This window comes from Rhodoferax aquaticus, from assembly GCF_006974105.1.
GTDB classification, from domain to species: Bacteria; Pseudomonadota; Gammaproteobacteria; order Burkholderiales; family Burkholderiaceae_C; genus Allorhodoferax; species Allorhodoferax aquaticus_A.
The window spans coordinates 4,544,479-4,570,843 of sequence record NZ_CP036282.1 but is presented as its reverse complement, the minus strand read 5'-3'; the positions used below and the strand labels follow the sequence as shown (position 1 = coordinate 4,570,843).

The window sequence follows — 26,365 nt, the reverse complement described above, 5'->3', positions numbered from 1 at the left end:
CATAAAAAGGGGCCGTGCCTCTTCAATAAGAGACGCGGGCAGAGCTCAGCCGATGGTCACACGAAAATCCTACAGGGTTTCGCAGTCATTGAACAGTTCCGGAATGGGGCCTTCTGCGCTATAGAGCTTCGCAAATGAATCAAAGTTAAGTTCTCAACATAGACCGACGCTTAACTATTGCTGCGTCGTGTAGCGCCGAATGGCCTGTTTTGGAACTTCACAGGGGAATCAAAAAACAGTAGCCTCAAAGCTCGATTGACGAGCATGTGAGGAGGTCTCGATATGACAGCGGAGAGCGATGTCCCAGAGGACTTCCCGCGAGATTATTTTCTTGGCGGGGTATCTGGTTTTCAGCCCAAGTTGTTGGCTCGGCAGATAGATGGACGCTTTGTTGTTGGGCCCACGCTAGACGAAGTCAGGGAGCGTTGGAGCTGGGTAGAGGAGAAAGCGCAACAACTGGCAGAGGACACTCTTGAAGGCATGCGGATTGGCGAGATTCGCTTCCTGAGGGGGCACTACCATTCCTTGGAGCGTGGAATTCTGGCGGCTGGATGGGATATCACCCCGAAGGAGCGAGCTTGGTTGATTGAGCGTGTCAGCCAGCTTGTGGATGCGCAAGCTGACGGTGCCAGTGGGTGAAATCAGCTCTCTTGAATCCATGAATGAAAAGCCCTCGCAAGGAGGGCCTTTCCCGGGCACATCAATTAATCGCGCCGAGCCTAGTGCCAGTAGCGGTCCAAGTGATGTTGCCGTTGCCTACAACTGCAGCCCCGCCCATACCGCCAGCGCCGCCAGCGCCGCCATTACCAGCCACGCCCGTTGACCCAGTAGCTCCTAGAGCCCCACCATTTCCGCCTGAGCCACCATAATACGTGCCACCACCACCGGAGCCGCCAGCTCCGAAAGTAGATTTGGTGCCTGCCGTCCCTGCAGTTGCATTCGTCCCCCCGTTTCCCACCCCCGGAGAGCCCCCCGCGCCGCCGTTAAGCCCCATGCCACCCCCACCACCGCCTCCAGCCCCGTTTACCGCGAGAAGCGACCATACTTGAGTGCCGCCACCGCCTCCTCCACCGCCTCCTCCCCCGCCTATAGTGCCGTAGTTGGCTATGCTGGTAGCGTAAGAGGCTTGTAATGCCGGGCCACCTGCTAACCCAGCCGCACCCCCAGTTTGTCTCCCGCCTCCGGCGCCTCCGGCACCTCCCATACCAAGGATGTAGCCGTTGTTGGTGAGGGTAATCGTCGAGCCGCCAGGGAATCCTGTGCCTGTGTCAAAAGCTGGGGTGGCTGTGGTGTTGGCTGAAACCACCACCCCGCTGTTGATGGTGATATTGGCTGTCAACTTCTTCGTGCCGTTCCAGCCCGCAGCCAATGCCGCACTCTTCACGTTGTAGTTGGTGGCATCAGCAGAAATCGTGGGGCTGAACACGAAAGCGTCCACCACGCCGTTGCCATTGAGGTTTAAGGAGGCCGAAGCACCCGAAGCGGTAACCGTCAGAACGCCAGCTTGCGCGAGGCCGACCATCGCCAACGACCCGTAGAGAAGAACGGCTTTTAGCGTCCTCCGAAGCGACGTATTCACAACAGAGGCGGGGCTGCAGGCGAGGGTAGACGCGGAAGCAAGACGGGGTATGCGAAATTTCATGGGCGTACTCAACAAAGTGGATTGATACGTCGCGCGACGGGGCACTGTGCACAGCGCGCGATGGTCGTTTTACGTATAGGGTTGGACGACACCCATAAATCGCAAAAGCCTCGCGAGGCAGCGCTGAAAGTCCTCTTGCGCTCGAAGAACACCGTCAAAGCAGAAAAGCCCTCGCAAGGAGGGCTTTTCCGTGGCGTCTCTCTGGCACGTCAATTAATCGCGCCGAGCCGAGTGCCGGTCGCTGTCCAAGTAATGTTGGCGTTGCCTGTAACGGCAGCGCCGCCAGCGCCACCCGCTGAGCCAGAGGATGATGTAGCGCCAGCTGCGCCCAAGCCGCCGCCATTGCCAGCGGTTTGCCCGGAAGGGTTGCCGCTGGCATTGCCGCTGTAGCCCCCAGCCCCTCCGGCTGTAAGCGTTCCGGCAGAACCCGGCGCGTTGTAGGAGTTGCCATCGGAGTTCAATCCACGGCGCCCTGCCGCGCCTGCCGTGTTACCGGCGCCCCCGCCCCCACTCCCACCTGAATTCATAACGCCATAGTCGCCGCCACCACCACCACCACCGCCCCCAATGGTTCCATTGTTGGTAACCGAAATCGTGGCCTGGGCGCGAAACGCAGGCCCTCCTGGAAAACCTGCTTGCACCGACCAGATATACGGCGACTGGGTGCTGCGGCCATCCCCCCCAGCACCCCCGCGGCCCACGATGTAGCCGTTGTTGATGACCGACAGCGTCGTGCCGGCCGGGAACGTGACCCCGGTATCAAAGGCATACGCTCCCGTACTGCTGGAGCCCACCACCACCCCAGAAGCGACCGTCACCGTTGCCTTGAGTGGCTTGACTTGGTCCCAACCAGCGACAACAGCTGCTGCACGCAAGTTGTAGTTCTGCGTGTTAGCCGAAATCGTCGGAGAAAAAACGTAGACATCTGGTGCCCCGTTACCAGTGAGGGCCAGGGAAGCTGAAGCACCCGAAGCGGTAACCGTCAGAACGCCAGCTTGCGCGAGGCCGACCATCGCCAACGACCCGTAGAGAAGAACGGCTTTTAGCGTCCTCCGAAGCGACGTATTCACAACAGAGGCGGGGCTGCAGGCGAGGGTAGACGCGGAAGCAAGACGGGGCATGCGAAATTTCATGGGTGTTCTCAACAAAGTGGATTGATACGCCGCGCGACGGGGCACCTGTGCACAGCGCGCGATGGTCGTTTTACGTATAGGGTTGGACGACACACATAAATCGCAAAAGCCTCGTCGAGGCAGCGCTGAAAGTCCTCTTGCGCTCGAAGAACACCGTTAAAGCAGAAAAGCCCTCCTTGCGAGGGCTTTTCCGTGGCGTCTCTCTGGCACGTCAATTAATCGCGCCGAGCCGAGTGCCGGTCGCTGTCCAAGTAATGTTGGCGTTTCCAATCACTGCTGCTCCTCCTGCACCTGGCGTGCTTCCGGAGCAGGACTCGTCACCTCCTGCTGCTCCCCAAGCACCTCCTCCGTTATAGTAACCAGGCCTTGCGAGCCCAGCAGTGCTAAAGGTACCTCCGGCCCCAGAGAGCCCGCCGAATGTGCCGTCGCTGTACCCACCGGCAGAGTTCGTTCGTCCAGACCGACCGCCGCCACCGCCGTTTATGCAGCCCTCGCCGCCGCCGCCACCGCCGCCAATGGTGCCGGTGTTTGATACCGTCATAGCGTATTGAGCCTTAAGCGCTGGACCGCCAGCTCCACCAGAACCAGGCCCACCAATAAAACTACCCCCGGCACCCCCCATACCAATGATGTATCCGTTGTTGGTCAGGGTAATCGTCGAGCCGCCAGGGAATCCGGTGCCTGTGTCAAAAGCTGGTATGGATGTGGTGTTGGCTGAAACCACCACCCCGCTGTTGATGGTGATATTGGCTGTCAACTTCTTCGTGCCGTTCCAGCCCGCAGCCAATGCCGCACTCTTCACGTTGTAGTTGGTGGCATCAGCAGAAATCGTGGGGCTGAACACGAAAGCGTCCACCACGCCGTTGCCATTGAGGTTTAAGGAGGCCGAAGCACCCGAAGCGGTAACCGTCAGAACGCCAGCTTGCGCGAGGCCGACCATCGCCAACGACCCGTAGAGAAGAACGGCTTTTAGCGTCCTCCGAAGCGACGTATTCACAACAGAGGCGGGGCTGCAGGCGAGGGTAGACGCGGAAGCAAGACGGGGCATGCGAAATTTCATGGGTGTTCTCAACAAAGTGGATTGATACGCCGCGCGACGGGGCACCTGTGCACAGCGCGCGATGGTCGTTTTACGTATAGGGTTGGACGACGCCCATAAATCAAAGAAACCGCATTGAGGGTGCCTAAAGGCCGAGCAGAAATCCCACTGAGCTGGACAGTCAGTTTCAAAAAATCCAAGCCGTTCAGGTAGATTTGCCAATATGGCCGCAGAAATAAACAAAACTTGGGGGGCGTCCAGTTTCGGCAAGCTCTTTACTGGAGCACCTGACTGGCAACTCACCTTGCAAGGGGAGCAGTTCACTTTGAAGGTGAATCAGTCGACTCTTGCCGGAAACGTCTTGGAGCTCTCAGACGTCACGGTCAAGCGGGGAATCATCTGGTCGGCTATTGGCATGTCGAGGTCAGGAGGTCGGCGAATCAGCCTGGATGGAATTCCGAACAGCAATGCCGAGAGGCTGCGGCAAGAAATCCAAACAGCAGTAGAGCGCATCCGATACCAAGCACGGGTTGCCGAGCTGCTCCGGACTTTCAAGTCCTCCATCACGCCAGTGATGACCTGGGCAGCACAAATGATTCAGGCTGCGAAAGCGCAGCTGCAATCGAAGGGATGGCTCACGAGGGAATTCGTAGAACGACAGCAGAGGGACAAGCCAACCGGCTTGAGCGACCTGCTATCCGCACCCGAGGTGGTGAGGCATATTGAAGGTGAATCTGAGCAAGTCCAGAAGGCCTTTAAGCTCTGGAAACAAGACCTACAGGAATTCGCCCATGACGCTAATGAGCGTCAGCTTGCGAAGCAGCTCAGCGCCTCAAAGCAGTTTTTCGAGACGGTTGAAAAATCTCCCCTTACCCAAGAGCAGGCCAAGGCCGTAGTCTGCCTCGATAACCGTGTGCTCCTGGTTGCCTCCGCCGGGTCGGGAAAGACCTCCACGATGGTCGCCAAGGCGGGCTACGCGCTGAAGAACGGCTATTTCGAACCGGAGCGCATGCTTCTACTGGCGTTCAACTCTGACGCCGCCGAGGAGCTTGGGCAGCGCATCAAGGAACGGCTGACGCCTCTTGGACTGCCGGCAGAGCGCGTCGTGGCAAAGACATTCCATGCCTTTGGCCTCGATGTCATCGGGCAGGCGACCGGTAAACGACCCTCGCTGGCGCCTTGGGCTGAGGACAGCGGCAAGGACCTGGAGCATCTGTTGGCAATCGTTGATGACCTCAAGGACCGAGACGTCGTCTTCCGCGCCAGCTGGGACATCTTCAGAATCGTTCTGGGCCAGGACCTTCCCAAATTTGGGAAGGAGGAAGAGTCTCCGGATTCATGGGACGGAAATAGCAAGCAAGAGGGCTTCAGGACGCTGAACAACGAAGTGGTCAAGAGCCGCGGCGAGCAGGTACTTGCAAATTGGCTCTTCTACAACGGCGTCAAGTACGTCTACGAGTCAGATTACAAGGTCGACACCGCTGATGCGCAGCATCGACAGTACAAGCCGGACTTCTACTTTCCCGATGCCGGCGCCTACCTGGAGCACTGGGCGGTGAATGAAAAAGGCGAGACCCCTCCCTCATTCGTGGGCTACAAGGAGGGCATGACGTGGAAGCGGGAAATCCACGCCAAACACAAGACCAAGCTCCTTGAAACGACCATGGCTGACCTTTGGTCGGGCAAAGCCTTCCAGTACCTTGAGACAGAGCTACCGAAGCTTGGCATAACGCTGGACCCGAACCCCGAACGACCAGTACCAGGGCGGGCACCCATCGAGAACCCACGGCTTGCCCGAACCATCCGTTCATTCATCACGCATTGCAAGAGCAATCGCCTGTCGCAAAGTGAGCTGCGCGCTCGATTAGATTCCGGCGTTGCGGGGAACTTCAAGTTCCGGCATACACTGTTCCTCAGGCTGGCAGAGCGGATTTCCGAGGAATGGGAAGCTCGCCTGAAGCAAGCCAACTGCATCGACTTCGACGACATGCTGAACCTCGCCACCGATTGCATTGAACAAGGTCGGTGGACCAGTCCATATGACCTGGTGATGGTGGATGAGTTCCAGGACGCTAGCCAGGCCCGAGCCAGGTTGGTCGCGGCACTGGTAAATGCCCCGAATAAGCATCTGTTTGCAGTGGGCGATGACTGGCAGAGCATCAACCGGTTTGCAGGTGCTGACCTGGGCGTGATGACTGACTTCGAAAGTAAGTTCGGACGCGCGGTCACGCTGAAGCTGGAGACCACCTTCCGTTGCCCGCAGGGGCTGTGCGATATCAGCAGTGCGTTCGTTCAGAAGAATCCAGCTCAGCTGCGAAAGGTGGTCCGGTCATCACAGCCGAAGGTGGATGACCCTGTGAGCATTGTCCGGGTCGACGATGAGACTCAGATTCGAACGGCTGTGGCCAAGAGGGTTGCGCAAATCGCGGAAGCAGTCAGCCCGGGCCGCAAGCAAAAGGTCTTACTTTTGGGGCGATACCGGAAAGACAGAAGCTATCTACCGCTGGACTATGACCAGACTCGTATTGAGCTGGAGTTCATCACGGTTCACTCTTCAAAGGGGCTTGAAGGCGACCATGTCATCCTGCCGAGAGTGACTTCGGAGACTCTGGGCTTTCCGAGCGGCGTGGCTGACGACCCTGTGTTGCGGCTGGCGATGCCTGGAGGTGACGGGTATGAGTTCTCTGAGGAGCGTCGGTTGTTCTATGTCGCGCTGACCAGGGCTCGCAAGACGGTGACGCTGGTCACCGTGGCGCACAGGGAGTCTCCCTTCATCACAGAGTTGGTGAAGGAGCACCGGATTGGGCTACGGAAACTTGACGGGTCGGTCGGTTCCGAGGAGCTGTGTCCCCAGTGCGGCAAGGGATTCATGGTGCAGCGCCGGGGCAAGTATGGTCTGTTCATGGGGTGCAGTGCATTCCCAAAGTGCAAGCACACGCAGAAAGTCCAGCACGGCTCAGACAAATCTTCCGTGAGGCAACGAAATCGGTAGGGGGTGTCGCTGCACTTGAGACGTTCGCGCCACCAAACGGCAAATTTTTTACTAGGGGTTTACCCTGGGTAGACAGCGATAGGCCGTTTTGTCAAGCGTGCCACGCGGCATAAGTGTTACCGTCGCTCCCCCTCAGAACATAAGGAACATTTTGTGGATGGAGTGAAGAGAGCGCCTGCAGATTTCCCCCGAAAGAGCGCGCCAGTAAGCCTCAGTGGTGAGCAGTTAAAACAATTGCGACTCCCACCAGCCGACCGATTTAACTCAGGGGTAGTCGATGAGGCTGCTGTCTATCGTCGTTGGTGGTTTTGTGAGGACCTCGTTCAACAGCTAGTGACAAATACGGTCAATCGGATACGAGCAGGCCAAGTCACGAGCCTAGACGATTACGTCAACAAATTACACCAGTGGGTGATAAAACAGGAGTGGGCGCGGTTGAGTGTGACCGAACCAGAAGCGCTATGGATACGGGACAGAATTAGGACGCTGGTTGAGGCGAAAAGAAAGGCTGAGGTGATGCAGTTCTAACCAGGGAGTAACCTTGGTTTCCGATAGGCCATCGACCTAACTCGCTTCTCCGTGCGAGTTGTCAGGGCTCAGAAGGCACACTGCCAAGAAAACCGTAGTCAGTTGTAAACGCGGCTCAACTCACCCACTACTGTTTATGGCTGAGCCTAGATGGGCTGGCATCTTCACGCATTGCGGCATGCATCTTCTGAAGCAATGGCTCGACAACCAACTCAACTCCAGCCCATTCTTCCTCGTTCAGCAGCGAGTATTGTTTGTCGAGGACAAGTTCCTTGTCGAAAACAAAATCAGCTGCAGACTCGAGGCCAACAATGAGTTGCATGTCTTTCGGTAGTTCATTGGCAATGAACTTCAGAACTGTAGGCAGGTTGACATCGTCCTGCCCTTGCTGGTTTGGCGAGTCGATGACAACGGGGACGCTGTACGCTCCCAGGCTGCCGCTGCATGTGCGCCACAGCGCTGCGTAATAGGCCAAGATTGAACGTGGACCGCCGCTGCCGGAGAGGTCGGGGCGGCTGGTAAGCCGTATTTTGGCCATCTCTACGCTTGGCAGCGCCAACGAAATCCTGCCCGCAGCGTAGTAATCTCGAAATGCATCAAGGATGGCCTTGGACCTCTTTTTGCTCCGAAGCTCCTTCATGCGCTCATCCAAGGCGTCGACTGCCCCAAGGCGTTTGTCAATTTCCGTCTGGAGTTCTTTACGCTCTGCTTCAAAGGCGGCAAAAGCGCTTTCGGCACCCATGCTGTCAACGACATCTTTAAACTTGAGCTCACCCTTCCGGGTGTCCAAGACTTTTGAAATCCTCAAATAGTTTTCGTTAAGTGCGCCGAGTGCAGCTGCTGTAACTGCGTATCGACGTCGTACTTCATCAGCATCTGTGCGAAGTCGAGCGACTAAGTCTCTCAGCACCCGCGCATCTTCTGCATACGATAGAACGTCAAGAAACGACTTGCCATGTTCAGCGTGGCATACCGGGCAAACCAGGGGTTCATCCGGTTCCGCTCGTAAATACGTCGAGTCCCGGTCGTAGGAAGCCAATGCTTCTTCAGCCAGCCGAATTTGTTGCTGCAAGCTGCTCAGTAGGTCCTGCTCGCGCAGAGCTGAACTTCTCAAGCCTTCTTGCTGCTTATTGAGGATAGTGACCTCGTGGGTGAGTCGTTCAATTTCATGTTCAAAGTTTTCAGATTGCACCTTAGGGCCGGAGAGTGCCAATGTGCGACCAAAGCGCTCGCGAGTACGCTCCAGTAACTTGGCTTCACGCTTTTGTTCGTCAAGTTGTCGAGCTTCCTGGTCACGTTCCGCCTTTGCGCGGTAATACTCAGGTGGGCAGACGCCGGTGAAGTATTCGAGGATGGCTCCCCATGGAGCGCGGAACCTCTGCATCCCTCGAAAGGTATTCCATTCGGATTGCCAGCTTCCATCTTGATTAATGTAGAACGGCAGGAAGAAACAGTCAGGGGCCGCCGGCTTGACTTCAGATTCTTTGTCCGAAAACACCAAGTTGAATTCTGTTATCTCGCAAAAAAGCGCTGACCACTCGGCAAAGTTTGATGTCGTCGCAATTAACTCATTGTTCGCGTTGAACATTGCGCGGCGACCATCTTGATGCAAAGCGAAGTAGTGCTTTTTATCTACAGAGAATTCCACCAGCGACACTGAGCTTTCATCCCAAGACTCAAGCTTTCCTTCGGGTTTGGCTCCAAGGGTCTCAAACAGGCTTCGTATTAGGCTCGTCTTGCCTGTGTGATTCCGCCCCAGAATCAGGTTCCGGTGTGGATGAAAGTTGACCTGTCTCGCTCGCTTGTCGCGGTGCGAGAGCAGCCATATGTTTTCGAAGCGAAAGCTTTTCATAGTTTTTTGTTCTCAAACTCCGTACCAAGAGTCTTAAGTCGGGTCCACGCATGATTTGATTGCCCTCAGCGCGAAACGCGCCATTAATTCCGCATCCCTAAATCCAGTGAATTTGGTCTTCAGTGCTGCAAGGCCTGTTTCGAAGAAGGGAAGCAGTTTCGGCCCCGGTGGACTGGTCTTAATCCATTGGTCGCAGAATTCATTGATAGACTGGATGGTCGGCGTCGTAGTTGCTAACAATTTCTCGCTGTAGAGCCGAGCAGCTTGGCTACGAATTCCTGTTGCCAACATGAAGTCCATACCCTCCGTCTGCAGCTGCTTCAACCAATCCTCGAGGTACGCCAAATAGTCCGGAGTCGCTTCAAGTGCGCCTAAGGCGGCGACAAAGTCGCTTCTCGCAAAACCACGCTCTTTGACCAATTCTTCAAAGGATGCGCACACATCGGTGTGTCTGCCGAGTGGGGACACCTGAGTTACCAGAGATTCTGCGAATGACGCAGCTTGACCAGCATGTCGTGGGCTTCGATTTCTAAGGAAGTCCAAAGCAACATGAATTACATGGCTATTGGGAACATCAGGGTGAAGCGGAACCTTCTTCAACTTCAACCGGTGAAGGTCGGGCGGTTGCGCCCCTGTCCCGCACAAGAGTTGCAATGCATCTGTGAGCTGCGCCACATGCTGGGGAGCAAGGTCAGCTAACGTGCAAGGCATCGAAGTTGCAGCATTCCCGCCAGTCGCCAGGGGAAGGTCAAAGCCTGCATTTGAGATGAAATATCCATCAACGGGTAGTTGAGGAAAGGCTTCAAGGCTTAGATGGAGTTTCCCTAGAGGGCTACCTTCTACTTTTGTCTTTATCGGTGGTGTCGGCTTGGATTTACTGGACTTTGGGACAGTGGTTCCGGTTAGGTCGTTAAATGACCATTCGTTCCGGTCCTTCTTCTTTACTTGGTAGATGTGAGCGAATGTGGGTGTTGAAGCCGAATCAAGCTCCGTAACGTCCTGCACTGACTCAAAGAGGAGGAGGAAGTCTTCTGCACCGGATTGCTCAAGTTCGAGCATGCGAAGCACTGACCACCAACGTTGGAAGTCAACTCCTTTAGCTCCATGGCCACCGCCCGACTCAGTAAGTCCAGGTTTGTTAGCGACATGCAGTACTTCAGCGGCTCCACTAGATGTGGTCACAATGCTCCTCTCATTGGGGCTAGCATCTTGGTGCTAGGCTTTTTGAGGCCATTGTACGCAGAGGTGGAACAGGAAGATTTACCAGCGGCCTAGTGATTAGTGTTCAAGCTTGGGTGAAAAGTTTTTGATTCTTCTCTTGGAAGTGGCCGCCCCGATGGATGCCCTAAATCCGGTATGCGTGCTGGACAGGAGACCTGGCCACGAACAAAGCGCTATGGCTCATATTTCCCCACCAAACTCAGCACTCTCGAGCGCAGCGTGCAGGCGTTGCCAGTTAGGCATATGCCGAGCCACCAGCGACCAAAACGCCTTGGTGTGGCTTTTCTCGACAGTGTGACATAGCTCGTGGACGATGACGTAGTCCTGCACGCTGGTTGGAAGCTCCATCACTCGAGGGTGGAACTCCAGCACATTGTGGGCACTGCAACTAGCCCAACGGCTCTGGAACAGGCGAATGCGCGCCCCCCGTGCTTGCAAGCCGGTCTGTCGTTCCCAGTGACGTACTCTAGCCAACAGCTTCTCATGAGCTCGCTCACGATAGAAGCCCTCCATTAGGGGAGCGAGCGCTTCCGGCTGGATGCTCGGACCATCTGGAGTCTCGATGACGAAACGCGACGCAGTGAAAGTCAACTGCGGGCTATCCAGGCTTGGGGAATGGCGTACCTCGGTGAAGTAGCTCCTGCCGCAATAGCGCAAGCGACTTCCGGTGACGATGGCTTCATCGGTCCGAGGTTGATTGACCAGAAAGAGCTTGTCGCGAATCCAGCGAGCGCGGCGGCGTACCAGAGCTTCCTGTTCGGCCGTGTCCACCACCGGCCCGCGCAGCAGCACTGGCCGCCCACGCTCGACGGTCACGTAGTGCCGTTTCAGCTTGACTTCGGGCTGGAAATGCCACTCGATGGTGGATTGGCCGTACTGGAGAAGCGGCATCGTCAGTTCTTCAAAAGAATGTCGAAGATGCGCTTGGCATGTTCTCTAGCAACTGAACGCTCCCACCCAGCAAGTGGAATCAGCAGCTTGTGTAACAGCGACCGTAACTCGGGGTGTAGGTCATGCATCTGTTTCCAGTTAGCCGCTGCCATCGTGCGGCTTAGTTCGGCATCCTCGAACAGCTTGGTCGTGGCAATGCGGGCCGTTTCCTCGCTGAGCAGCGACGCCAGATAGTGATAGACCGCCGAATGGGCCGGGTGCTCGAAGCCGGTCTTGTCCTTGTCCGCGATGCGCTGCCCGAACAGGTCGAGCTGCTCCAAGAACTGGGCCTGACTGATGCGCCCGGCAGCTTCCTCAGCCAGCAGCTTCTCCAGTTCCTCAGCCAGCTTGTCGAAGAAGGCTGGGTCCTTGTCTCTGCCGGTGGCAATCGTGTGCTTCAACTGATTCTTCATGACCAGCGCTTGACTGCCGGGACTCGCCAGCTTCTTCAGGCGAGCCATGTCGCTGGCGTCCAGAATGGAGACCTCTTTGCCCAGCAAGCTCTTGGCCGGGCTGGCGTCGATGTACTCGTCCAGCAATTGCTGCAGCAGCGCGGATTCCAGTCGCGTGATGCGCTCGCGATGGGTCGCACCGGGCAGCTTGTCGCGCAGCATCAGCCGGATTTCAGCGAACAGCGTGAAGTAAGGCTTGAACGGCACGCCCCGCACGTCCGGCAGGATGATGTCGATGCTGCGGTTGAAGCGCTTCACCAAGTCGAGGAAGTCCTCTACCGCATCCAACCGCGTGGTGGGGTCGAGGAAACGCTCCGCATCGTCCTTGTAGTCCTCGCGCTGGCTGACCGGGTCGCGCTTCTTGGGCAGCAGGGTCAGGATGCGGTCAAGGGTCGCCTGCAGCTTGGGCAGTTCGCTTTCAACCCCCTCCCACACTTGGGCTGGTTGAACCTCACCGCCGTAAATCTTCAGCGCATGGTCGAGGTGCTCCACCACGCCGTGGTAATCCACGATGTAGCCCGCGTTCTTGCCTGCCATCGTCCGGTTCACCCTAGCAATGGCCTGTAGCAGCGTGTGCTCCTTCAGCGGCTTGTCGAGGTACATGGTGCCCACGATGGGGGCGTCCCATCCCGTGAGAAGCATGTCGGACACTATGCAAAGGCCGATGTTGTTCGCATGGGGCTGTCCGTCCTTGCCCTTGGACTCATCGCCGTAGGGCAGCGGGAACAGCTTGGAAACGAAGTTGGCAATCTGCTCGGTTGGCAGTGCGACGGGCTGCTTGCCCGCCTTGATTTCAGCCTTGACCCGCTCTTCGATGGTCTGAACCGCTTCCTTGTCCGCCCCACGGTCTGCGGCCTCTTCATGTTCGCTGGCGCCCGAACGTGATGCCGTGGCACTGGCCAGCGAGATGACGACGCGGCTTTCAAAGGTCGGCAAGCCCTTGGCCTTCCGGTCCTGCATCAGCCCATCCAACAGGTCCTTGTACTTGACCGCCATGTCGCGGCCGTCGCAAACCAGCATGGCTTTCAGGCCCTTGGCTTGCACGTTGGTGATGAAGTGCTCCACCAAATGTGCCGCCACCTGCTCCATGCGGTCTCCGGCCTGCCGCCACCGGGCCAGCAGTTCCTTCTTTAGGGCCTGCTGTCGCGCTTCATCTTCCTGCGCGAACTGGTCCTTGAAGGCTTGGTCCAGCTTGCTGCTGGGCGCGAGCTTCACCCATGCGTCTTGGTACTTGATGGGCAGCGTGGCGCCGTCAGCCACAGCCTCGTGCAGGCGGTATTCGTCGATGTAGGTGTCGCCACCGAACTCGGCCAAGGTGTGCTTGTCGTCGTTCAGCAGCGGCGTGCCGGTGAAGGCGATGAACTTGGCATTGGGCAGGCTGGCCCGCATGAAGGCCGCCAAGAAGTCGTACTGGCTTCTATGTGCTTCATCCACCAGCACATAGAAGTTCGGCTTGGCGCTCAGTACCCGGAAGTTCACCTTCTCCCGGCTGACCTCTTCCCACTTGGCGTCCAGCAGCACGCCGTCCTCATCGTGCTGGCCGTAGTTGGCATTGCGCTCCTCCAACATGAAGAAGTCCTTGCCCTCGCGCACCCGTCTATGCCGAGTGGCTTGCAGGAGGTCATCTTCCTCATCCGCCGCGCTGTCGCTGGCATCAGCGGCCGGCTCGTTCTCTTGGAACTTCTGCACCGTGCTGGTGAACACACTGCCGTAGTCATTGCCCAGCAGCTTTACCAAGCCGTCAACCGACACCGCCTGAATGGCCTTGATGCCCACGGCGTGGAAGGTGTCGAAGATTTGCTTGTCGAGGTCCTTGCGGTCGGTCAGCACCAGCACGGTCGGGTTGTTCAAGCCCGTGCTGTCCGCTCGCAGCATCCGAGCCAGCAGTGCCATGGTCAGCGATTTGCCGCTGCCCTGCGTGTGCCAGACCACCCCGCCGATGGGCTGGGTCGCCGTCAGCCGGTCGATGGTCTTGCGTACCGCACGCCACTGCTGATAGCGCGGCAGCTTCTTGACCGTCCTGCCATCACGAGTCTCGAACAAGACGAAGTGGGAGATGAGTTCCAGAAACCGGCTCGGCTCGAACAAGGCCCACAGCAGTTGGTCCTGCTCGCTCGGGTCAGCGCCCAGCACAGCGGTCACCGCCGCCAGTTCGGCGTCCTGCAGCCGGTAGCGTGCATAGAAGGCGGGCTTGGTCAGGATGGCGCCATACAAGCCTTGCCTGCGGTTGAGGCCCACACAGACCTGGTTGAACACGAACTGCGCCGGGAAGCTGGCTTGGTAGCCATCCAGTTGCGCCAGAGCTTCATCCAGCCGGTGGTGGCTGGCCTTGCATTCGATGGTCGCCAGCGGCAGGCCGTTGACGAAAAGCAGCAGGTCCGGCCGGAACATGTCGCCATCGGCATTCCTGCCGACGTACTGGTCCACCACATGGAAATCGTTGTGGGCGACCTTGCCTGCGTCGAAGAAGCGCACGCTGCGCGGCTTGCCGTCGGCATCCTTCACCTGAATGTCCGAGCGGTGCACCACCTGTTCCCAGAACGCCTTGTTGGCCGGGAGCAGTTCGTCGTTGACACGCTTGCGCAGTTCAATCAAGGCCGCATCCACCCCGCCGGGTGCCGTGGCCAGCCACGGGTTCAGGCTCAGCAGCCGGGGCCGGAGCACATCGTCAAGTACAGGGGCGAGGTGGCGGTGTTCCACCTGCACCGCATTGCCGGGCAGATGGGTGTAGCCCAGCTTGAGCAGCGACTCGATGGCAGGCGTTTCGACGCCAGTCTTTTCAGGTGACTGGCTCATGGACTTTTGTTCCCTTGCATGCTGGCTTCCTCCTGATGGCTGCGATACCAAACCTCGCCGCAGCCTTGTTCTATGTTCACCGTCCTGCGAATCTCGAACTGCCGAGACTCGTGGATGACTTGTCGCCAACTACCGCAGCCGTAGCGCTGGGGATGCTGGTCGGGGTGTTGTGCGCGAATCCAATTGGTCGCGGTGCTGAGCAGGGTCCAACCTTCAGTTGCAAGCCGATTTTCAGCATCTCGCAAGCAGCGCACGGCCCCGCTGGCAGACCAGTCCACCGTTCCATCTGGGGCTATGCCGTTGACCAGCAGGTCTTCGAACGTTGCCGTGCTCATAAACGATGCCATCAATGCTCGGGCCTCGTCCATGCCCTGCGCCCAGCCGCGCAAGGTCAGGTAGTGGCCGTCGATGGCCTCGTAGCAGGCGTCCAGATAGGCGTCCGCGTCTATGCAGCCCTGACTCTCCCAAATGTTGAATCTCTGCAAGAAGTGGTGAACTAACTCATTGCGCAGGTCCACCAACTCCTTCAATGCCGCTGTGGTGGCTTGATGTTGGCTGGCGTCGAGCCCCACCTGAAAACGAAATCGAAACCAAATGCCACCATCACCCTGCGGCTCATCGGTGCTGTCTTCCTCCTCGGCCGAGGTCAGATGGCGCTCGGTCAGCATACCGACCAAAGTGCCTAAGGTCTTCTTTTTGGCGCAGGCCAGCTGTGCGTCTCGCACCGCCTGCAGCCCTGCAGGTGGTCCTGCAATGTCGCCATGAGCCACTAATGCCTTGAGCAGGATTTCGTATTGCTGCAGACGAAGCAGGCACTGCCCCAGCTTGCGCTGCACATCACGCTGCAGTTCAAGCGGTGTGGCTGGGGTGAGCAATGCCTGCGACGCCATGCCGGTCCTTACGTTCCGGCCGCGCTGGCGTCCACGCTGACCCGCCATTCGCCGGTGAGGAGTTTTTGCATCAGGCCTCGCTTCACTTGCTGCAATTCATTCTGCTTGGCGCTCAGTGCGTTCAGCTTTTCGTCCGCAGTGGCAAGCACATCCGCTATTCGGGCTTGCTCCACGACGGGAGGGACCGGCACCAGCTTCTTGAGCCAATCCTTGGGCTTGAAAAGGAACTTCTCGATGTCCACGCCCTGACTGCACAGCATGAAGTACTTCGCGTACTTCAACTGCTGAACAAGGTAATTGAAGTACCGGACATCAACGGAGGGTTTCGCCTTGAGCACCAAGTACTCGTTGGACACCAATGCTCCGGCGAGCCAACTGGGAACAATGCCGCAGGCGCCATGAACAATCTGCCGCTCCGAAATCAGGAAATCACCCGCCTCCAGCGCAAACTGACTCTTGACCTTGATGTCGCTGCCTCGCTGTTCATCGCGAAGCTCAATGCCGCCGTACCGACGTTTTACCGTTACACGGCGATAGCTCTGTTCGTCGGCCATCCTGATTGCACGTTCGACTACCTCGAACAGTGAGCCAATAGACGAGACGCTCCATGCGGCTGGAATTGTTCCTAGCTCACAGTCCTTGAACTCAGCGTGCGGCACCCAGCGGCCATCAGCATCGTTGGCGCCGACACCCCGGCTGAACAGAGTCTGCATCAGGCCCTGCTTGAGGGTCTGGGTAGCTTCAATCTGGCGCGCAATTACGTCCAGCTTGTCGTCCAAGGCCATCAGGATGGCGGCAATTCTTTGTTGCTCAGGCAACGGCGTTCGCGGAATGGGCAGCGACAGAACCGTCTCTTTCGAGATGTTCTTCATGCTGTTGCTGGTTCCGGTTGCACCAGAAGCAATCAACCGGCGAATGCTTGAATGCTGCAACCAGTACGCCAGCCACCTTTGGGAATGTGGTCGTGGCGACGGCTCGGTTTGCCACAAGCGGTCTGGCAAGAACAGATTTGGCTCATCTGCGGTCACATAGCCCGATTCACCGACCAGCGCTGGCGTATTCATGCGACTGATGATGATTCGGTCCGCAACAACACTTGTTGCAACTCTATTAACATCTTCAGGCACAACTATTTTGTGCTGCGCTGGGAAGAACTTGCCCCGCAGCACTGCGCTTGTCTTCAGGACACCGACTTCGCCCTGAGCGCAGCCGGTGTCGGTCTCAACTGCGTTAACGCTCACGCCAGCCTGCAGCGCAGCCACAAAGTCACCGACAACGCCCATCTCCCAATCTGATGTGACCAGCCCGACAGACGTATCCCTGAGCGAATCGCCTCCCGGTGCTCTCATGCCCCGGTCTCCAGCAGCCCCAACTCGGCCAGATAACCATTCAGGCGCGCATCAATCTGCGCTTCTACCTCAGCCAGCGTCGCCAGTTGCGACAAGGTGGCTGCCACATCGACGGGCTCTTCGGTCTCGCCGTTGTCGATGTACCGGGCAATATTGAGGTTGCCGTCGTTGCTGCGGATTTCGTCCAGCGTCACCACGCGGCAGTAGTTCTCCACCTCGGACTGGTGCTCAAACGCTGCTTTGTGCGTGCTGGCGATGTGGGCGATGTCCTCCGGACGCAGACTGTTCTGGGCCTTGCCTTCAAGGTAGTCGCTGCTGGCGTCGATGATGATGACCTTGCCCTTGAGCGCAGCGGGCTTGCGCTTGTTCAGGACGAGCACGCAGGCCGGAATGCCAGTGTTGTAGAACAGGGCGGAGGGCAGACCAATGACGGCCTCGATGAGGTCGCCGGGTTGATTGCCGCTGGCGGCGTCGGTGCCGAACAGCAGACCCTCGCGAATCTTGCCTTCCTCGCCGCTGCGGAACAGCACCCCGTGCGGCAGGATGATGCCCATGCGGCCGTCTGCCTTGAGGCTGGCTAGCATGTGCTGGGCGAAGGCGAGGTCGGCATAGCCACGAGGTGGGATACCGTAGACAAAGCGGCCGTAGGGGTCGCTGACCTGCTTATAGTTTGGTGCTTTGGGTTTCTTGTCGCCCTCTTGTTCCGCCTCGTTGGCCAGTTCCAGTGGGGACCACCATTGCTTGGCCGAAAACGGCGGGTTGGCGATGACCCGGTCAAAGGTCCTCAGGTAGTCGCCATCAAGGTGCTTGGGTTCGACCAAGGTGTCGCCGCGCTCAATCTCGGCCCGCATGTTGTGCAGGTAGAGATTCAGCTTGGCGATGGCCCATGTACCGAGGTTCTTCTCCTGCCCGAAGAGCAGCACATTGGGCTTGTCGCCGAGCAGAGTGCCGCCAGGTAGAGTGGCGACGTGGTGGGCACTTTCCACCAGCATACCGCCGCTGCCACAGGTCGGGTCGTACACGCTGTGGCCGGGCTGCGGGTCGATGAGTTCCACCACCAGTTGCACAACGGCCTTGGGCGTATAGAACTCGCCGCCCTTCTTGCCGGCGTCGTCAGCGAACTGCTTAATCAGGTACTCATAGGCGTCGCCCAGCATGTCTGCCTTGTAGAGGTCGGCATTGCCCAGCTTGTATTGATTGAAGTGGCGTAGCAGACGCTGCAGGGTGGCATCCGACAGCACGCGCTTGTCACCGTACTGGGCGGCGGTCAAAACGTGCTGTAGCTCGGTGTTGTTCGCTTCGATGGTCGCGAATGCCTTGTCTAGAGCCTCGCCGATGTTCTCGGTTCGGGTAATGAGTTCAGGCCACCGTGCCGTGTTTGGGAAGTGCCCCCACTTGTCCTCGACCTCTTCTTCAGCTGCAGCAGCGCTCAGGCCTTCATCCTTCATCAACTGAACGACGCGCTCCTCGAACACGTCGTTGAAGCGCTTGAGGAACAGCAAGCCAAAGATGTAGTTCTTGAAGTCCGATGAGTCAATAGAGCCACGCAGGATGTTGGCGGATTCCCAGAGCCATGATTCGAGGGTGTCGAGAGTCAGTTGATTTGCCATATGTCACTGATTCTAGGGAGGGAAATAGACGAGACGTCCGATGTATTGCTGCGAACCGTCAAATCAAGCAGGGCTGGATACAGGCATTGCGCTGACGAACCGCTAACGACACTTCTGGTGTTTCTTTCGAAGTTGCCGACACTCGCTAGGCGGCATTGGGTCGGGATGGGCCCAGAGTCCTCTCTGTGTTGCCCTTGCCTCGCCTTCGAGGTGGGCGTAGAGCGCTCTCTCATCGGGCGTCTGTTCGCTTACAAACCTAACCGCATGCCAGGCCATGCCTTCGCGAATCATCGTTTCAGCGAGGTCGTTGCCCCGAGGGGACCTTAGTCGGCAAACCTGCCGTCCGTATTGGTCGGTCTTGTAGCACTCAGCGACCGTTCCTGGTGCCGCAATCTCGCGCAACTTGTCTCGAGCAACTCGCCAGTGAGCCTGTCCGGTTTCCGGCGCATCAAGGCCTGCGAATCTGACGACAAACGTACCTCGCTCGGAGTTGCTGACACATGTCAGGGTGTCGCCGTCGTGGAAGCCCTTAGTTTGGTCGCAGGTCGTAGTCCATATTTCGTGCTTGTAATCGCTGCCGAACGCTGACGGAGAGACCCAACCAAACGCGAAAATGAATAACAGAGCGAGGTGCCATCTCATAACCAAGACATCCATCCATGCTTTGGTATCCAAGGCATCCGCCCGTCATTCAAGATGCGATGGCCCCTCGCACATCGACCTCAATCTAGCTGCTGAACAGGGCACAAACGAGTCCAACGAGACCTAGGACCGCGAGGCCTGTGATTTGTGCGCTTTCCGGTCTGGCCGCACCCGCGATGAAGTTAGCGAAGTGCTCACAGTTGAAATCGAGTAAGTGGTAGGGCCGGACCTGCCCTGGAGCAGTTCTAGCGCGCCAGTGCGCCTGCCTGACTTCTTCCGCGGGGATGAGCCGTTCAACCTTGCACGCCCGGCCCTCCAAGAATCCCTGGATTGTTGTGTATCGGACGCCGGCGGGATGGAAGTCCACGACCTCTCCACCTGGAAAGTGCACGCCGAAGTGTCTGCCGCCACCGTTTAGCTTGTCCCGCGAAATGACGGCGGCGGTGTGGATGGTCAGGGGAAAAAAAGAAGGGTTCATTTCTTGGCTCCTAGCAACCAGATAAGTGCCGCAACAACCCCGGCACCGACCAGCAGGTTCTTGACGGTTTCCTCGGCCTGAGCTTTTTTGACGTCGGCAGTTTGGCGGAACTGATGCATGAGTGCGAGCTGGTAGGGGGTCGGCGTAGCTTTATCACGCTCCCATCTGCTGACGGTCATGGAATGAGCGCCAAAGAGCTGCGCGAATTCAGGCTGAGAAAGGCCCAAGTCCGTGCGGAGCTTTTGTATTTGCTGGCTGTTCATGTGAAGGACAATAACAGATGACTAATCTTTAGTCTAGTTTTTGGAGTAACTTTTTGTAGGATTTTGGGCTTTCCAGGTCTTTTGCCCAAAAGACTGGTGCTTGTGCGATTGGTCGAGGTGGCGTAGAGACTCCAGAGCTTGAGAATCGTGGCTCCAAAACCAGCCTGAGTTCGGGATGGAGCCAGGAAAAAGCCCCGCAGGATGCGGGGCTGAAGGGTGTCGCTGGTTAGAGCTTCACGTGCTTGCTGAGCAAGCGAAGGATGGCCTCGTAGTCTTCCTTTGCCTGCGAGTCGAGGTTGCCCTCGGGGCCGGCCATGAGCTCTTGCAGCGAGGCCTGCAGCTGGTCAGTCACAGGCGCAACGTAGCTCTGGCTGGATGTGTTGAAAACCAGGTCTTCAGCCCATGCCTTGCGCTCAGCATCCGTTTCGCAACCGGAATAGGATTTCTCAGCCATTTCCTGCGCAACCAATGCCTTAGCCTCGTCAGGACCAGTTGCCCAGGCCGTACTTTCGTACGTACCGTACTCGGGGTCGCGGGGGTGCCAGGGCAGCGTGACCGAGTAGAGCCTCAACTGGTCCTCATGGGAGTTAGATTTCACGGTTTTCGGCATGGTGTTTCCTTTCTGGGTGTAACCCGTTGATGTGCCTAGAACCGTATAGAGGTACATACGACGCAAAAACCAGCATGAGTTCGGGATGGAGCCAAGAAAAAGCCCGCGCTCGACATTGGTCGTGCGCGGGCTTCAAGTTGTTAAAACCTCAGCGAACCCGGGTGTAGTCAGCTGCCAGTTCAAATGGTCGAGATGACTCAGAGAGCCATATCTCCAAAAACTCCCCGTTTTCAGCTTGAACCACGGCACCCGTCACTGCCGGGTCAGCCGCACCAACAATCTTGGTGACCTGCTCAATGTCTTCAACAGACTGAACAAAGGTGTACTTATCGCCTTGCAGTTCGCTAAGTTTTCTCAGGTCACCAATTTCCGCGTTCACTGAGCCAGTGAACTCGCCACCCCCCGGGCCGCCAACCTGGAGGTCTTCATCCTTCTTTCTCGTTTCAGACATTTGTTTTTCCTTTTAGGGCGTAATTGCCTAATAGGTATAGGTCGATGCAGTGGTACAGACGCGAAGCCCGTGGAAAACCGCGTTACTCACACAAATACCGCAGCCCTCAAAGGCGCTCAAGTTTCTAGGACAGAGCTTTAATGTCACTCACGTTTTTAGGGCAGAACTTATTGTCAGAAGACCGCCAAAACGCCGGCATTGATGCCCAAAACCGAGTTTTTGAAACGCAAGGCGGAAAAGGCTGCTTGCGGGCGTAGGTTGCTGGATTTAGGGGGCAGTCCGATGCGTCAGACGGAGGACAGAACTATTTGTCAGCGCATTTGCCCGCTTTTGGTGGCTTGGGGACAGAACTATTTGTCTCAAAAGCACCAGAACAGAACTTATTGTCACAGGCCAGGACTTTATTGTTCGTAACCACCAGCGAGATTTCACCGGGTCTGGGCGGTGAGCCTCCACCTACTAGAGCCACGGCGCTGGCGGAGTGGTGTGGTGCACACGTGGGCCGTTGCCCCCAAGTTTCAATAGAGAACCTCCCGCTCAAGCTGCCAATGGCCGCACTTTCCAGCGCCTCGTCGGTGCTCATCTCCGGGAGCAAACCCGCAAAACGTTGCGCCAGCATGGATTTGCCAGACCCCGGTGGCCCCATGAGCAGCACGCTATGGCCGCCTGCCGCTGCAATTTCTAAGGCGCGCTTGGCGCCTGCCTGGCCTTTGACGTCGGCCATGTCGGCGATCGGGGATTTGCGCACTACCGGAGTGGCCAGCACCCGACACCAGCCCTCGTCTTCTAGCGTTTCTGGGGTGAGCACATCGCCTGCAATTGCGGAAGGCGCTGGGTCACCGGGCTCGCCCACAGTAGCAGGCGCTGGGCTGAAATGGCGCACTACATCGAGCAGGTGCTTGGCACTGTAAACCTGCGCGCCCGGCACCAAGGCTGCTTCTTGGGCACTCTCGGGCGGGAGTACCAGCTTGCTTTCCACCTTGCCTTGGTGCAAAGCCAAGGCCATCGCCAGTGCGCCACGAATGGGGCGCAAAGCACCGGACAGCGACAACTCGCCTGCAAACTCGTAGTCCGCCAAACGGTGGCCTTCTATGGCGCCGCTGGCCGCCAAAATACCCAAGGCAATGGGCAGGTCCAGCCGCCCCGAGTCTTTGGGCAGGTCGGCGGGCGCTAGGTTGACGGTGATGCGCTTGTTGTTCGGAAACTCCAGCCCCGAGTTCTGAATGGCGCAGCGCACGCGCTCACGGGCTTCTTTCACCTCGACATCGGCCAAACCCACCAAGGTAAAGCTGGGCAAACCATTGGCCAAATGCACCTCAACGGTCACTTCTGTGGCTTCAAGCCCCAGCAATGCGCGACTACGCACCAAAGATAAGCTCATTTCCGGTTCTCCCAACTTGGTGCGCCTGTGTCTTGTGCACCGCGCGGCGTAGCACTGTTATGGTGCGAACTGGTTATTCATACAGTTATCTTAACGCAGTCACCGGGTTTTAGGTTCACAAGCCTGTCATCCATCTGGCCTACAAGGTTGGCACGGAGCATGCTTTATGGGTGTATCTCCCGCATTCAGGAGAAACAGGAAAGCCAGCCCCGGCACCTGCAAAACCAACGTAATCAAGCTGAGGTGAACACATGAAACTCGTAACGGCCATCATCAAACCGTTCAAGCTCGACGAGGTGCGCGAGGCCCTGTCGGACATCGGTGTACAAGGCATCACCGTGACTGAAGTCAAAGGCTTTGGTCGTCAAAAAGGACATACCGAGCTGTACCGCGGCGCTGAGTATGTGGTCGACTTCCTGCCCAAGGTCAAGATTGAAGCAGCGGTCGACGAAGCCTTGGTAGACCGCGTCATCGAAGCCATCGAAGGTGCAGCCCGCACCGGCAAGATCGGTGACGGCAAGATTTTTGTCTACAACTTGGAACAAGTTGTACGCATTCGCACCGGCGAAACCGGCAACGACGCACTCTAAACCGCAAGAGAGTACTTCCATGAAAAAACTTCTCCTCTCCCTCACACTGGGCTTAAGCCTGCTGGGTGCTGCCACTTGGGTCCATGCCCAAACCGCCGCTGCCCCTGCCGCCACCGAAGCTGCGGCTCCCGCAGCAATGGCGGCTCCTGCTCCAGAAGCGAAACCAGCAGATGCCGCAGCCCCCGCTGCTGCGCCCGCTGCCGCAGAAGCCGCGCCTGCAGCCCCTGCCCTGGTGCCCAACAAAGGCGACACGGCGTGGATGATGGTGTCCACCATCTTGGTGATTTTGATGACCGTGCCTGGTCTGGCTTTGTTCTACGGCGGCTTGGTCCGCAGCAAGAACATGCTGTCGGTGCTCATGCAGGTCATGGTCACCTTCTCCATGATCGTGGTGCTGTGGTTCATCTACGGCTACAGCTTGGCGTTTACCGAGGGCAATGCCTTCATTGGTGGGCTAGACCGCTTGTTCATGAAAGGCATTTGGGACAACGCAGCCGGCACGTTTGCCAATGCAGCCACCTTCTCCAAGGGTGTGGTGATTCCTGAAATCGTGTTTGCCGCCTTTCAAGCGACTTTTGCGGGTATCACCTGTGCGCTGATCGTGGGCTCGTTCGCCGAGCGCATCAAGTTCTCTGCGGTACTGGCTTTCATGGTTTTGTGGTTCACGTTCTCCTACGCTCCTATGGCCCACATGGTCTGGTTCTGGATGGGACCTGACGCTTACACCGGCAAAGAAGTGGTGGACGCTATGACTGGCAAAGCTGGTTTGATCTGGCAGTGGGGCGCTCTGGACTTCGCCGGCGGCACCGTGGTGCACATCAACGCAGCGGTGGCTGGCTTGGTCGGTGCCTACTTCATCGGCAAGCGCGTGGGTTACGGCAAAGAGTCCATGGCTCCTCACAGCCTGACATTGACCATGGTGGGTGCGTCCTTGCTGTGGGTAGGCTGGTTTGGCTTTAACGCAGGTTCTGCGTTGGAAGCGAACGGCTTTGCAGCCTTGGCCTTCATCAACACCTTTGGTGCTACCGCTGCAGCCGTGTTGACCTGGTGCTTGGGTGAAGCATTGCTCAAGGGCAAAGCCTCTATGTTGGGCGCGGCCTCTGGTGCGGTGGCTGGCTTGGTGGCTATCACGCCTGCCGCAGGCAACGTGGGCGTCGGCGGTGCTTTGGCCATCGGCCTGATCTCCGGTTTTGCTGGCCTGTGGGGCGTGACTGGCCTGAAGAAAATGCTGGGCGCAGACGACACCTTGGACGTGTTTGGCGTGCATGGCGTATGCGGCATCTTGGGTGCTTTGCTGACTGGCGTGTTTAATAGCCCATCCTTGGGTGGCCCTGGCTACGTGGCTGACTGGGTGACTGCCACCATGGTGACTGCTGCGGATTACTCCATCGCAGCCCAAGTCTTGGTGCAAGCCAAGGCGGTAGGCTTGACCGTGTTGTGGTCTGGCGTGGTGTCTATCGTGGCTTACTTCATCGTGGACAAGACCATCGGTCTGCGTGTCAGCGAAGAAGACGAGCGCGAAGGCCTGGACATCTCTTCCCACGGCGAGACCGCTTACAACCGTTAATCTTCAGCAGCGCACCACGGTGCGCTTGCTACCCCAACAACAAGTGGTGTTGTGACTTTGGCCCGGCAGAACTTAGGTTCTCGCCGGGTTTTTTTATGGTCACGCACGCAGTGCACAATGCGCTCCCACCCACTCACTCCGAGGCCCACGCCATGACCGACTTGCTCACCCTGCAGTGCGACGCGCTGCGTTGCGAAATCAAACCTGCTTTAGGCGGATCGGTCGCGGGCTTGTGGTGGGGTGAGGTCCCTGTCTTGCGCTCGGTGGCGGGCGCCAGCATGCATTCGGTGCGGGATTCGGCCAGTTTCCCATTGGTGCCGTTTTCTAACCGCGTGGGCTACGGGCAGCTGCAGTGGGCGGGCACTGGCCACCCGCTGGTCAAGAACTTTGCGCCCGAGCCGCACACCATCCACGGCATTGGCTGGGAGCGGCCTTGGCAGGTGCTGGAGTCGGGCCCGCAGCTGGCGCTTTTGTCGCTGGAGCACAAAGCCGACGCCGCTTGGCCGTTTGACTTGGATGCCTCGCAGGCCTTCAAACTCAGCGCCACGGGTTTGGAGATGAGCTTGAGCTTGACCAACCAGTCCCACGCACCCGCCCCCGTGGGGTTGGGCTGGCACCCTTACTTTGCCAAGCGCCCCGGTATGCGGGTGCAAATGGGCACCACAGGCCGCTGGGAAATGGGGGATGACAAGCTCCCCACCCACCGCATCGCCCACCCCGGCTTGGATACCGACTTTGCAGCCCTCACGGTCGACCATTGCTTCGACGGCTGGGACGGCACGGTGGTGCTGACCGATGCTTTGATGCGAACCACCGTGCGCTCGGGCCTTGGCTATGTGGTGGTCTTTACCAACCCTGAGCGGGACAATATTGCCGTTGAGCCGGTGAGCCACGTGAACAACGCGCTGGCCTTGGCTGCGCAGCTGGGCGTGAGCCCTGAGTCGTTGGGGGTGCGTGTGCTGCAGCCCGGCGAAACCTTTTCTTGTGACATGACGATAGATGTGGAGCGCTTTGCATGACCAACCCTTGGCAAACTTTCAGCCCTGACTGCTACGCGTTAGGCGAGTCGCCCTTTTGGCACCCCCAAGAGCAACAGCTCTACTGGGTGGACATCCCCGGCAAAAAGCTGTTGCGCAGTGCAGGCGCAGGCGCTGCCGTGCAGGTGTGGGACATGCCCAGCGAGCCCGGCTGTATTGCCCCTGCCGCCAGTGGCGGTTTGGTCGTGGCGCTGCGCCACGGCATCTTTAGGGCGCGCCAATGGGGCGGCGCTTTGGAGCCCATGGCCACGCTGGACTATGACCCCGCTACCGTGCGCGCGAACGACGGCAAGTGCGACGCCCTAGGCCGCTTTTGGGTCAGCACCATTGACGAGCCCAAAGCCAAGCGGGCAGCCGCCCTGTATTCCATCGACTGCCGTGGCGGGCGTACTCCGCAGGTGGTGCGCCACGCGGGCGACGCGCTCACCGGCAATGGTTTGGCCTGGAGTGTGGACGGCCGCACCACCTACTGGTCGGACACCCCCAACCACATCACCCATGCTTGGGACTTTGATGTGCAGGCCAACACCCTGAGCCAGCACCGCAGCTTCAAAGACCACGCGCCCAAACCCGCAGGCTGGACTTTTGAAGACACAAGCTATGCAGGCCGCCCCGACGGTGCCACCGTGGATGTGCAAGGCAACTACTACGCCGCCATGTTTGAAGGGCGGCGCATCTGCAAGTTCGCGCCCGACGGCCGTTTGCTGGCCGAGTACCCCACGCCCGCCCAGTGCCCCACCATGCCTTGCTTTGGTGGGCCTGACATGAAAACCCTGTTCGTGACCACCGCCCGACACGGCCGTAGCGCCGCTGAGTTGGCCCAGTTTCCGCAGTCCGGCGCAGTGTTTGCCATGGCCATGGATGTGGCTGGGCTGCCTGTGAACAGCTTCGTGGATTAAATTTCTGCAGGGC

21 protein-coding genes and 1 pseudogene are annotated in these 26,365 nt (G+C 58.1%); 6 read left to right on the top strand and 16 right to left on the bottom strand.

Features of this window, described 5'->3' with window-relative positions:
* The first annotated feature begins 282 nt into the window (after window positions 1-282).
* On the top strand, window positions 283-639 hold the full coding sequence (locus EXZ61_RS21060) for a cytochrome P450 family protein (protein WP_142813880.1): 357 nt from the start codon (window positions 283-285) through the stop codon (window positions 637-639).
* A 61-nt stretch (window positions 640-700) separates the two neighbouring features.
* Here EXZ61_RS21060 and EXZ61_RS22445 read toward each other — a convergent pair whose 3' ends face one another.
* The 3 genes from EXZ61_RS22445 to EXZ61_RS22440 all read right to left on the bottom strand — a co-directional run bounded on the left by EXZ61_RS22445 (window position 701) and on the right by EXZ61_RS22440 (window position 3,715).
* Window positions 701-1,522 carry a hypothetical protein gene (locus tag EXZ61_RS22445; protein ID WP_178084872.1) on the bottom strand — a complete coding sequence of 274 codons (822 nt, stop codon included), beginning with the start codon at window positions 1,520-1,522 and terminating at the stop codon, window positions 701-703.
* Window positions 1,523-1,851: 329 nt separating this feature from the next.
* Window positions 1,852-2,517, bottom strand: a complete 666-nt coding sequence (locus tag EXZ61_RS21050; protein ID WP_142813879.1) for a hypothetical protein — start codon at window positions 2,515-2,517, stop codon at window positions 1,852-1,854.
* A gap of 469 nt (window positions 2,518-2,986) precedes the next feature.
* Complete coding sequence (locus tag EXZ61_RS22440) at window positions 2,987-3,715, bottom strand: hypothetical protein (RefSeq protein ID WP_168224847.1); 729 nt, start codon at window positions 3,713-3,715, stop codon at window positions 2,987-2,989.
* 322 nt (window positions 3,716-4,037) lie between these two features.
* On the opposite strand from EXZ61_RS22440, the gene EXZ61_RS21040 reads away from it, so the two are divergent.
* Window positions 4,038-6,806, top strand: a complete 2,769-nt coding sequence (locus EXZ61_RS21040) for a UvrD-helicase domain-containing protein (RefSeq protein ID WP_142813878.1) — start codon at window positions 4,038-4,040, stop codon at window positions 6,804-6,806.
* Between the two features lie 655 nt (window positions 6,807-7,461).
* Here the strand turns inward: EXZ61_RS21040 and EXZ61_RS21035 are convergent.
* The 13 genes and pseudogenes from EXZ61_RS21035 to EXZ61_RS20975 form a co-directional block, all read right to left on the bottom strand.
* Window positions 7,462-9,186: a hypothetical protein gene (locus EXZ61_RS21035; RefSeq protein ID WP_142813877.1), complete on the bottom strand. Its 1,725-nt coding sequence runs from the start codon at window positions 9,184-9,186 to the stop codon at window positions 7,462-7,464.
* A 33-nt stretch (window positions 9,187-9,219) separates the two neighbouring features.
* Complete coding sequence (locus EXZ61_RS21030) at window positions 9,220-10,368, bottom strand: dsDNA nuclease domain-containing protein (protein WP_168224846.1); 1,149 nt, start codon at window positions 10,366-10,368, stop codon at window positions 9,220-9,222.
* Window positions 10,369-10,587: 219 nt separating this feature from the next.
* Window positions 10,588-11,298 carry a YgjP family zinc-dependent metalloprotease gene (locus EXZ61_RS21025; RefSeq protein ID WP_142813875.1) on the bottom strand — a complete coding sequence of 237 codons (711 nt, stop codon included), beginning with the start codon at window positions 11,296-11,298 and terminating at the stop codon, window positions 10,588-10,590.
* A gap of 2 nt (window positions 11,299-11,300) precedes the next feature.
* Window positions 11,301-14,585: a type I restriction endonuclease subunit R gene (locus EXZ61_RS21020; RefSeq protein ID WP_142813874.1), complete on the bottom strand. Its 3,285-nt coding sequence runs from the start codon at window positions 14,583-14,585 to the stop codon at window positions 11,301-11,303.
* Window positions 14,582-15,475, bottom strand: a complete 894-nt coding sequence (locus EXZ61_RS21015; RefSeq protein WP_142813873.1) for an OST-HTH/LOTUS domain-containing protein — start codon at window positions 15,473-15,475, stop codon at window positions 14,582-14,584. The genes EXZ61_RS21020 and EXZ61_RS21015 overlap by 4 nt, the downstream gene beginning before the upstream one ends.
* A gap of 8 nt (window positions 15,476-15,483) precedes the next feature.
* Window positions 15,484-16,824, bottom strand: a complete 1,341-nt coding sequence (locus tag EXZ61_RS21010; protein WP_201799095.1) for a restriction endonuclease subunit S — start codon at window positions 16,822-16,824, stop codon at window positions 15,484-15,486.
* On the bottom strand, window positions 16,821-18,434 hold the full coding sequence (locus EXZ61_RS21005) for a type I restriction-modification system subunit M (protein ID WP_142813872.1): 1,614 nt from the start codon (window positions 18,432-18,434) through the stop codon (window positions 16,821-16,823). The genes EXZ61_RS21010 and EXZ61_RS21005 overlap by 4 nt, the downstream gene beginning before the upstream one ends.
* Window positions 18,435-18,536: 102 nt before the next feature.
* A complete protein-coding gene (locus tag EXZ61_RS22645) occupies window positions 18,537-19,076 on the bottom strand; it encodes a thermonuclease family protein (protein ID WP_425353633.1) in 540 nt (179 codons plus the stop codon).
* Between the two features lie 85 nt (window positions 19,077-19,161).
* The gene (locus EXZ61_RS22640) at window positions 19,162-19,554 is read right to left on the bottom strand and encodes a lecithin retinol acyltransferase family protein (RefSeq protein WP_142813870.1); all 393 of its coding nucleotides are present in this window, start codon (window positions 19,552-19,554) and stop codon (window positions 19,162-19,164) included.
* Complete coding sequence (locus tag EXZ61_RS20990) at window positions 19,551-19,817, bottom strand: helix-turn-helix domain-containing protein (protein ID WP_142813869.1); 267 nt, start codon at window positions 19,815-19,817, stop codon at window positions 19,551-19,553. Before EXZ61_RS20990 ends, EXZ61_RS22640 begins: the two co-directional genes overlap by 4 nt.
* 226 nt (window positions 19,818-20,043) lie before the next feature.
* The gene (locus EXZ61_RS20985; RefSeq protein ID WP_142813868.1) at window positions 20,044-20,427 is read right to left on the bottom strand and encodes a hypothetical protein; all 384 of its coding nucleotides are present in this window, start codon (window positions 20,425-20,427) and stop codon (window positions 20,044-20,046) included.
* 148 nt (window positions 20,428-20,575) lie between these two features.
* The gene (locus EXZ61_RS20980) at window positions 20,576-20,878 is read right to left on the bottom strand and encodes a hypothetical protein (RefSeq protein WP_142813867.1); all 303 of its coding nucleotides are present in this window, start codon (window positions 20,876-20,878) and stop codon (window positions 20,576-20,578) included.
* A gap of 418 nt (window positions 20,879-21,296) precedes the next feature.
* Window positions 21,297-22,259, bottom strand: a pseudogene (locus EXZ61_RS20975) (YifB family Mg chelatase-like AAA ATPase); the annotation flags it as partial.
* Between the two features lie 251 nt (window positions 22,260-22,510).
* Between EXZ61_RS20975 and glnK the strand changes: the two are divergent.
* The 4 genes from glnK to EXZ61_RS20955 all read left to right on the top strand — a co-directional run bounded on the left by glnK (window position 22,511) and on the right by EXZ61_RS20955 (window position 26,352).
* Window positions 22,511-22,849, top strand: coding sequence for a P-II family nitrogen regulator (glnK, locus tag EXZ61_RS20970; protein WP_142813865.1), 339 nt, complete (start codon window positions 22,511-22,513; stop codon window positions 22,847-22,849).
* A 19-nt stretch (window positions 22,850-22,868) separates the two neighbouring features.
* Window positions 22,869-24,416, top strand: coding sequence for an ammonium transporter (locus EXZ61_RS20965; RefSeq protein ID WP_142813864.1), 1,548 nt, complete (start codon window positions 22,869-22,871; stop codon window positions 24,414-24,416).
* A 95-nt stretch (window positions 24,417-24,511) separates the two neighbouring features.
* On the top strand, window positions 24,512-25,435 hold the full coding sequence (locus EXZ61_RS20960) for an aldose 1-epimerase (protein ID WP_142813863.1): 924 nt from the start codon (window positions 24,512-24,514) through the stop codon (window positions 25,433-25,435).
* Window positions 25,432-26,352, top strand: a complete 921-nt coding sequence (locus EXZ61_RS20955; protein ID WP_142813862.1) for an SMP-30/gluconolactonase/LRE family protein — start codon at window positions 25,432-25,434, stop codon at window positions 26,350-26,352. The genes EXZ61_RS20960 and EXZ61_RS20955 overlap by 4 nt, the downstream gene beginning before the upstream one ends.
* The last annotated feature ends 13 nt before the right edge of the window (window positions 26,353-26,365 follow it).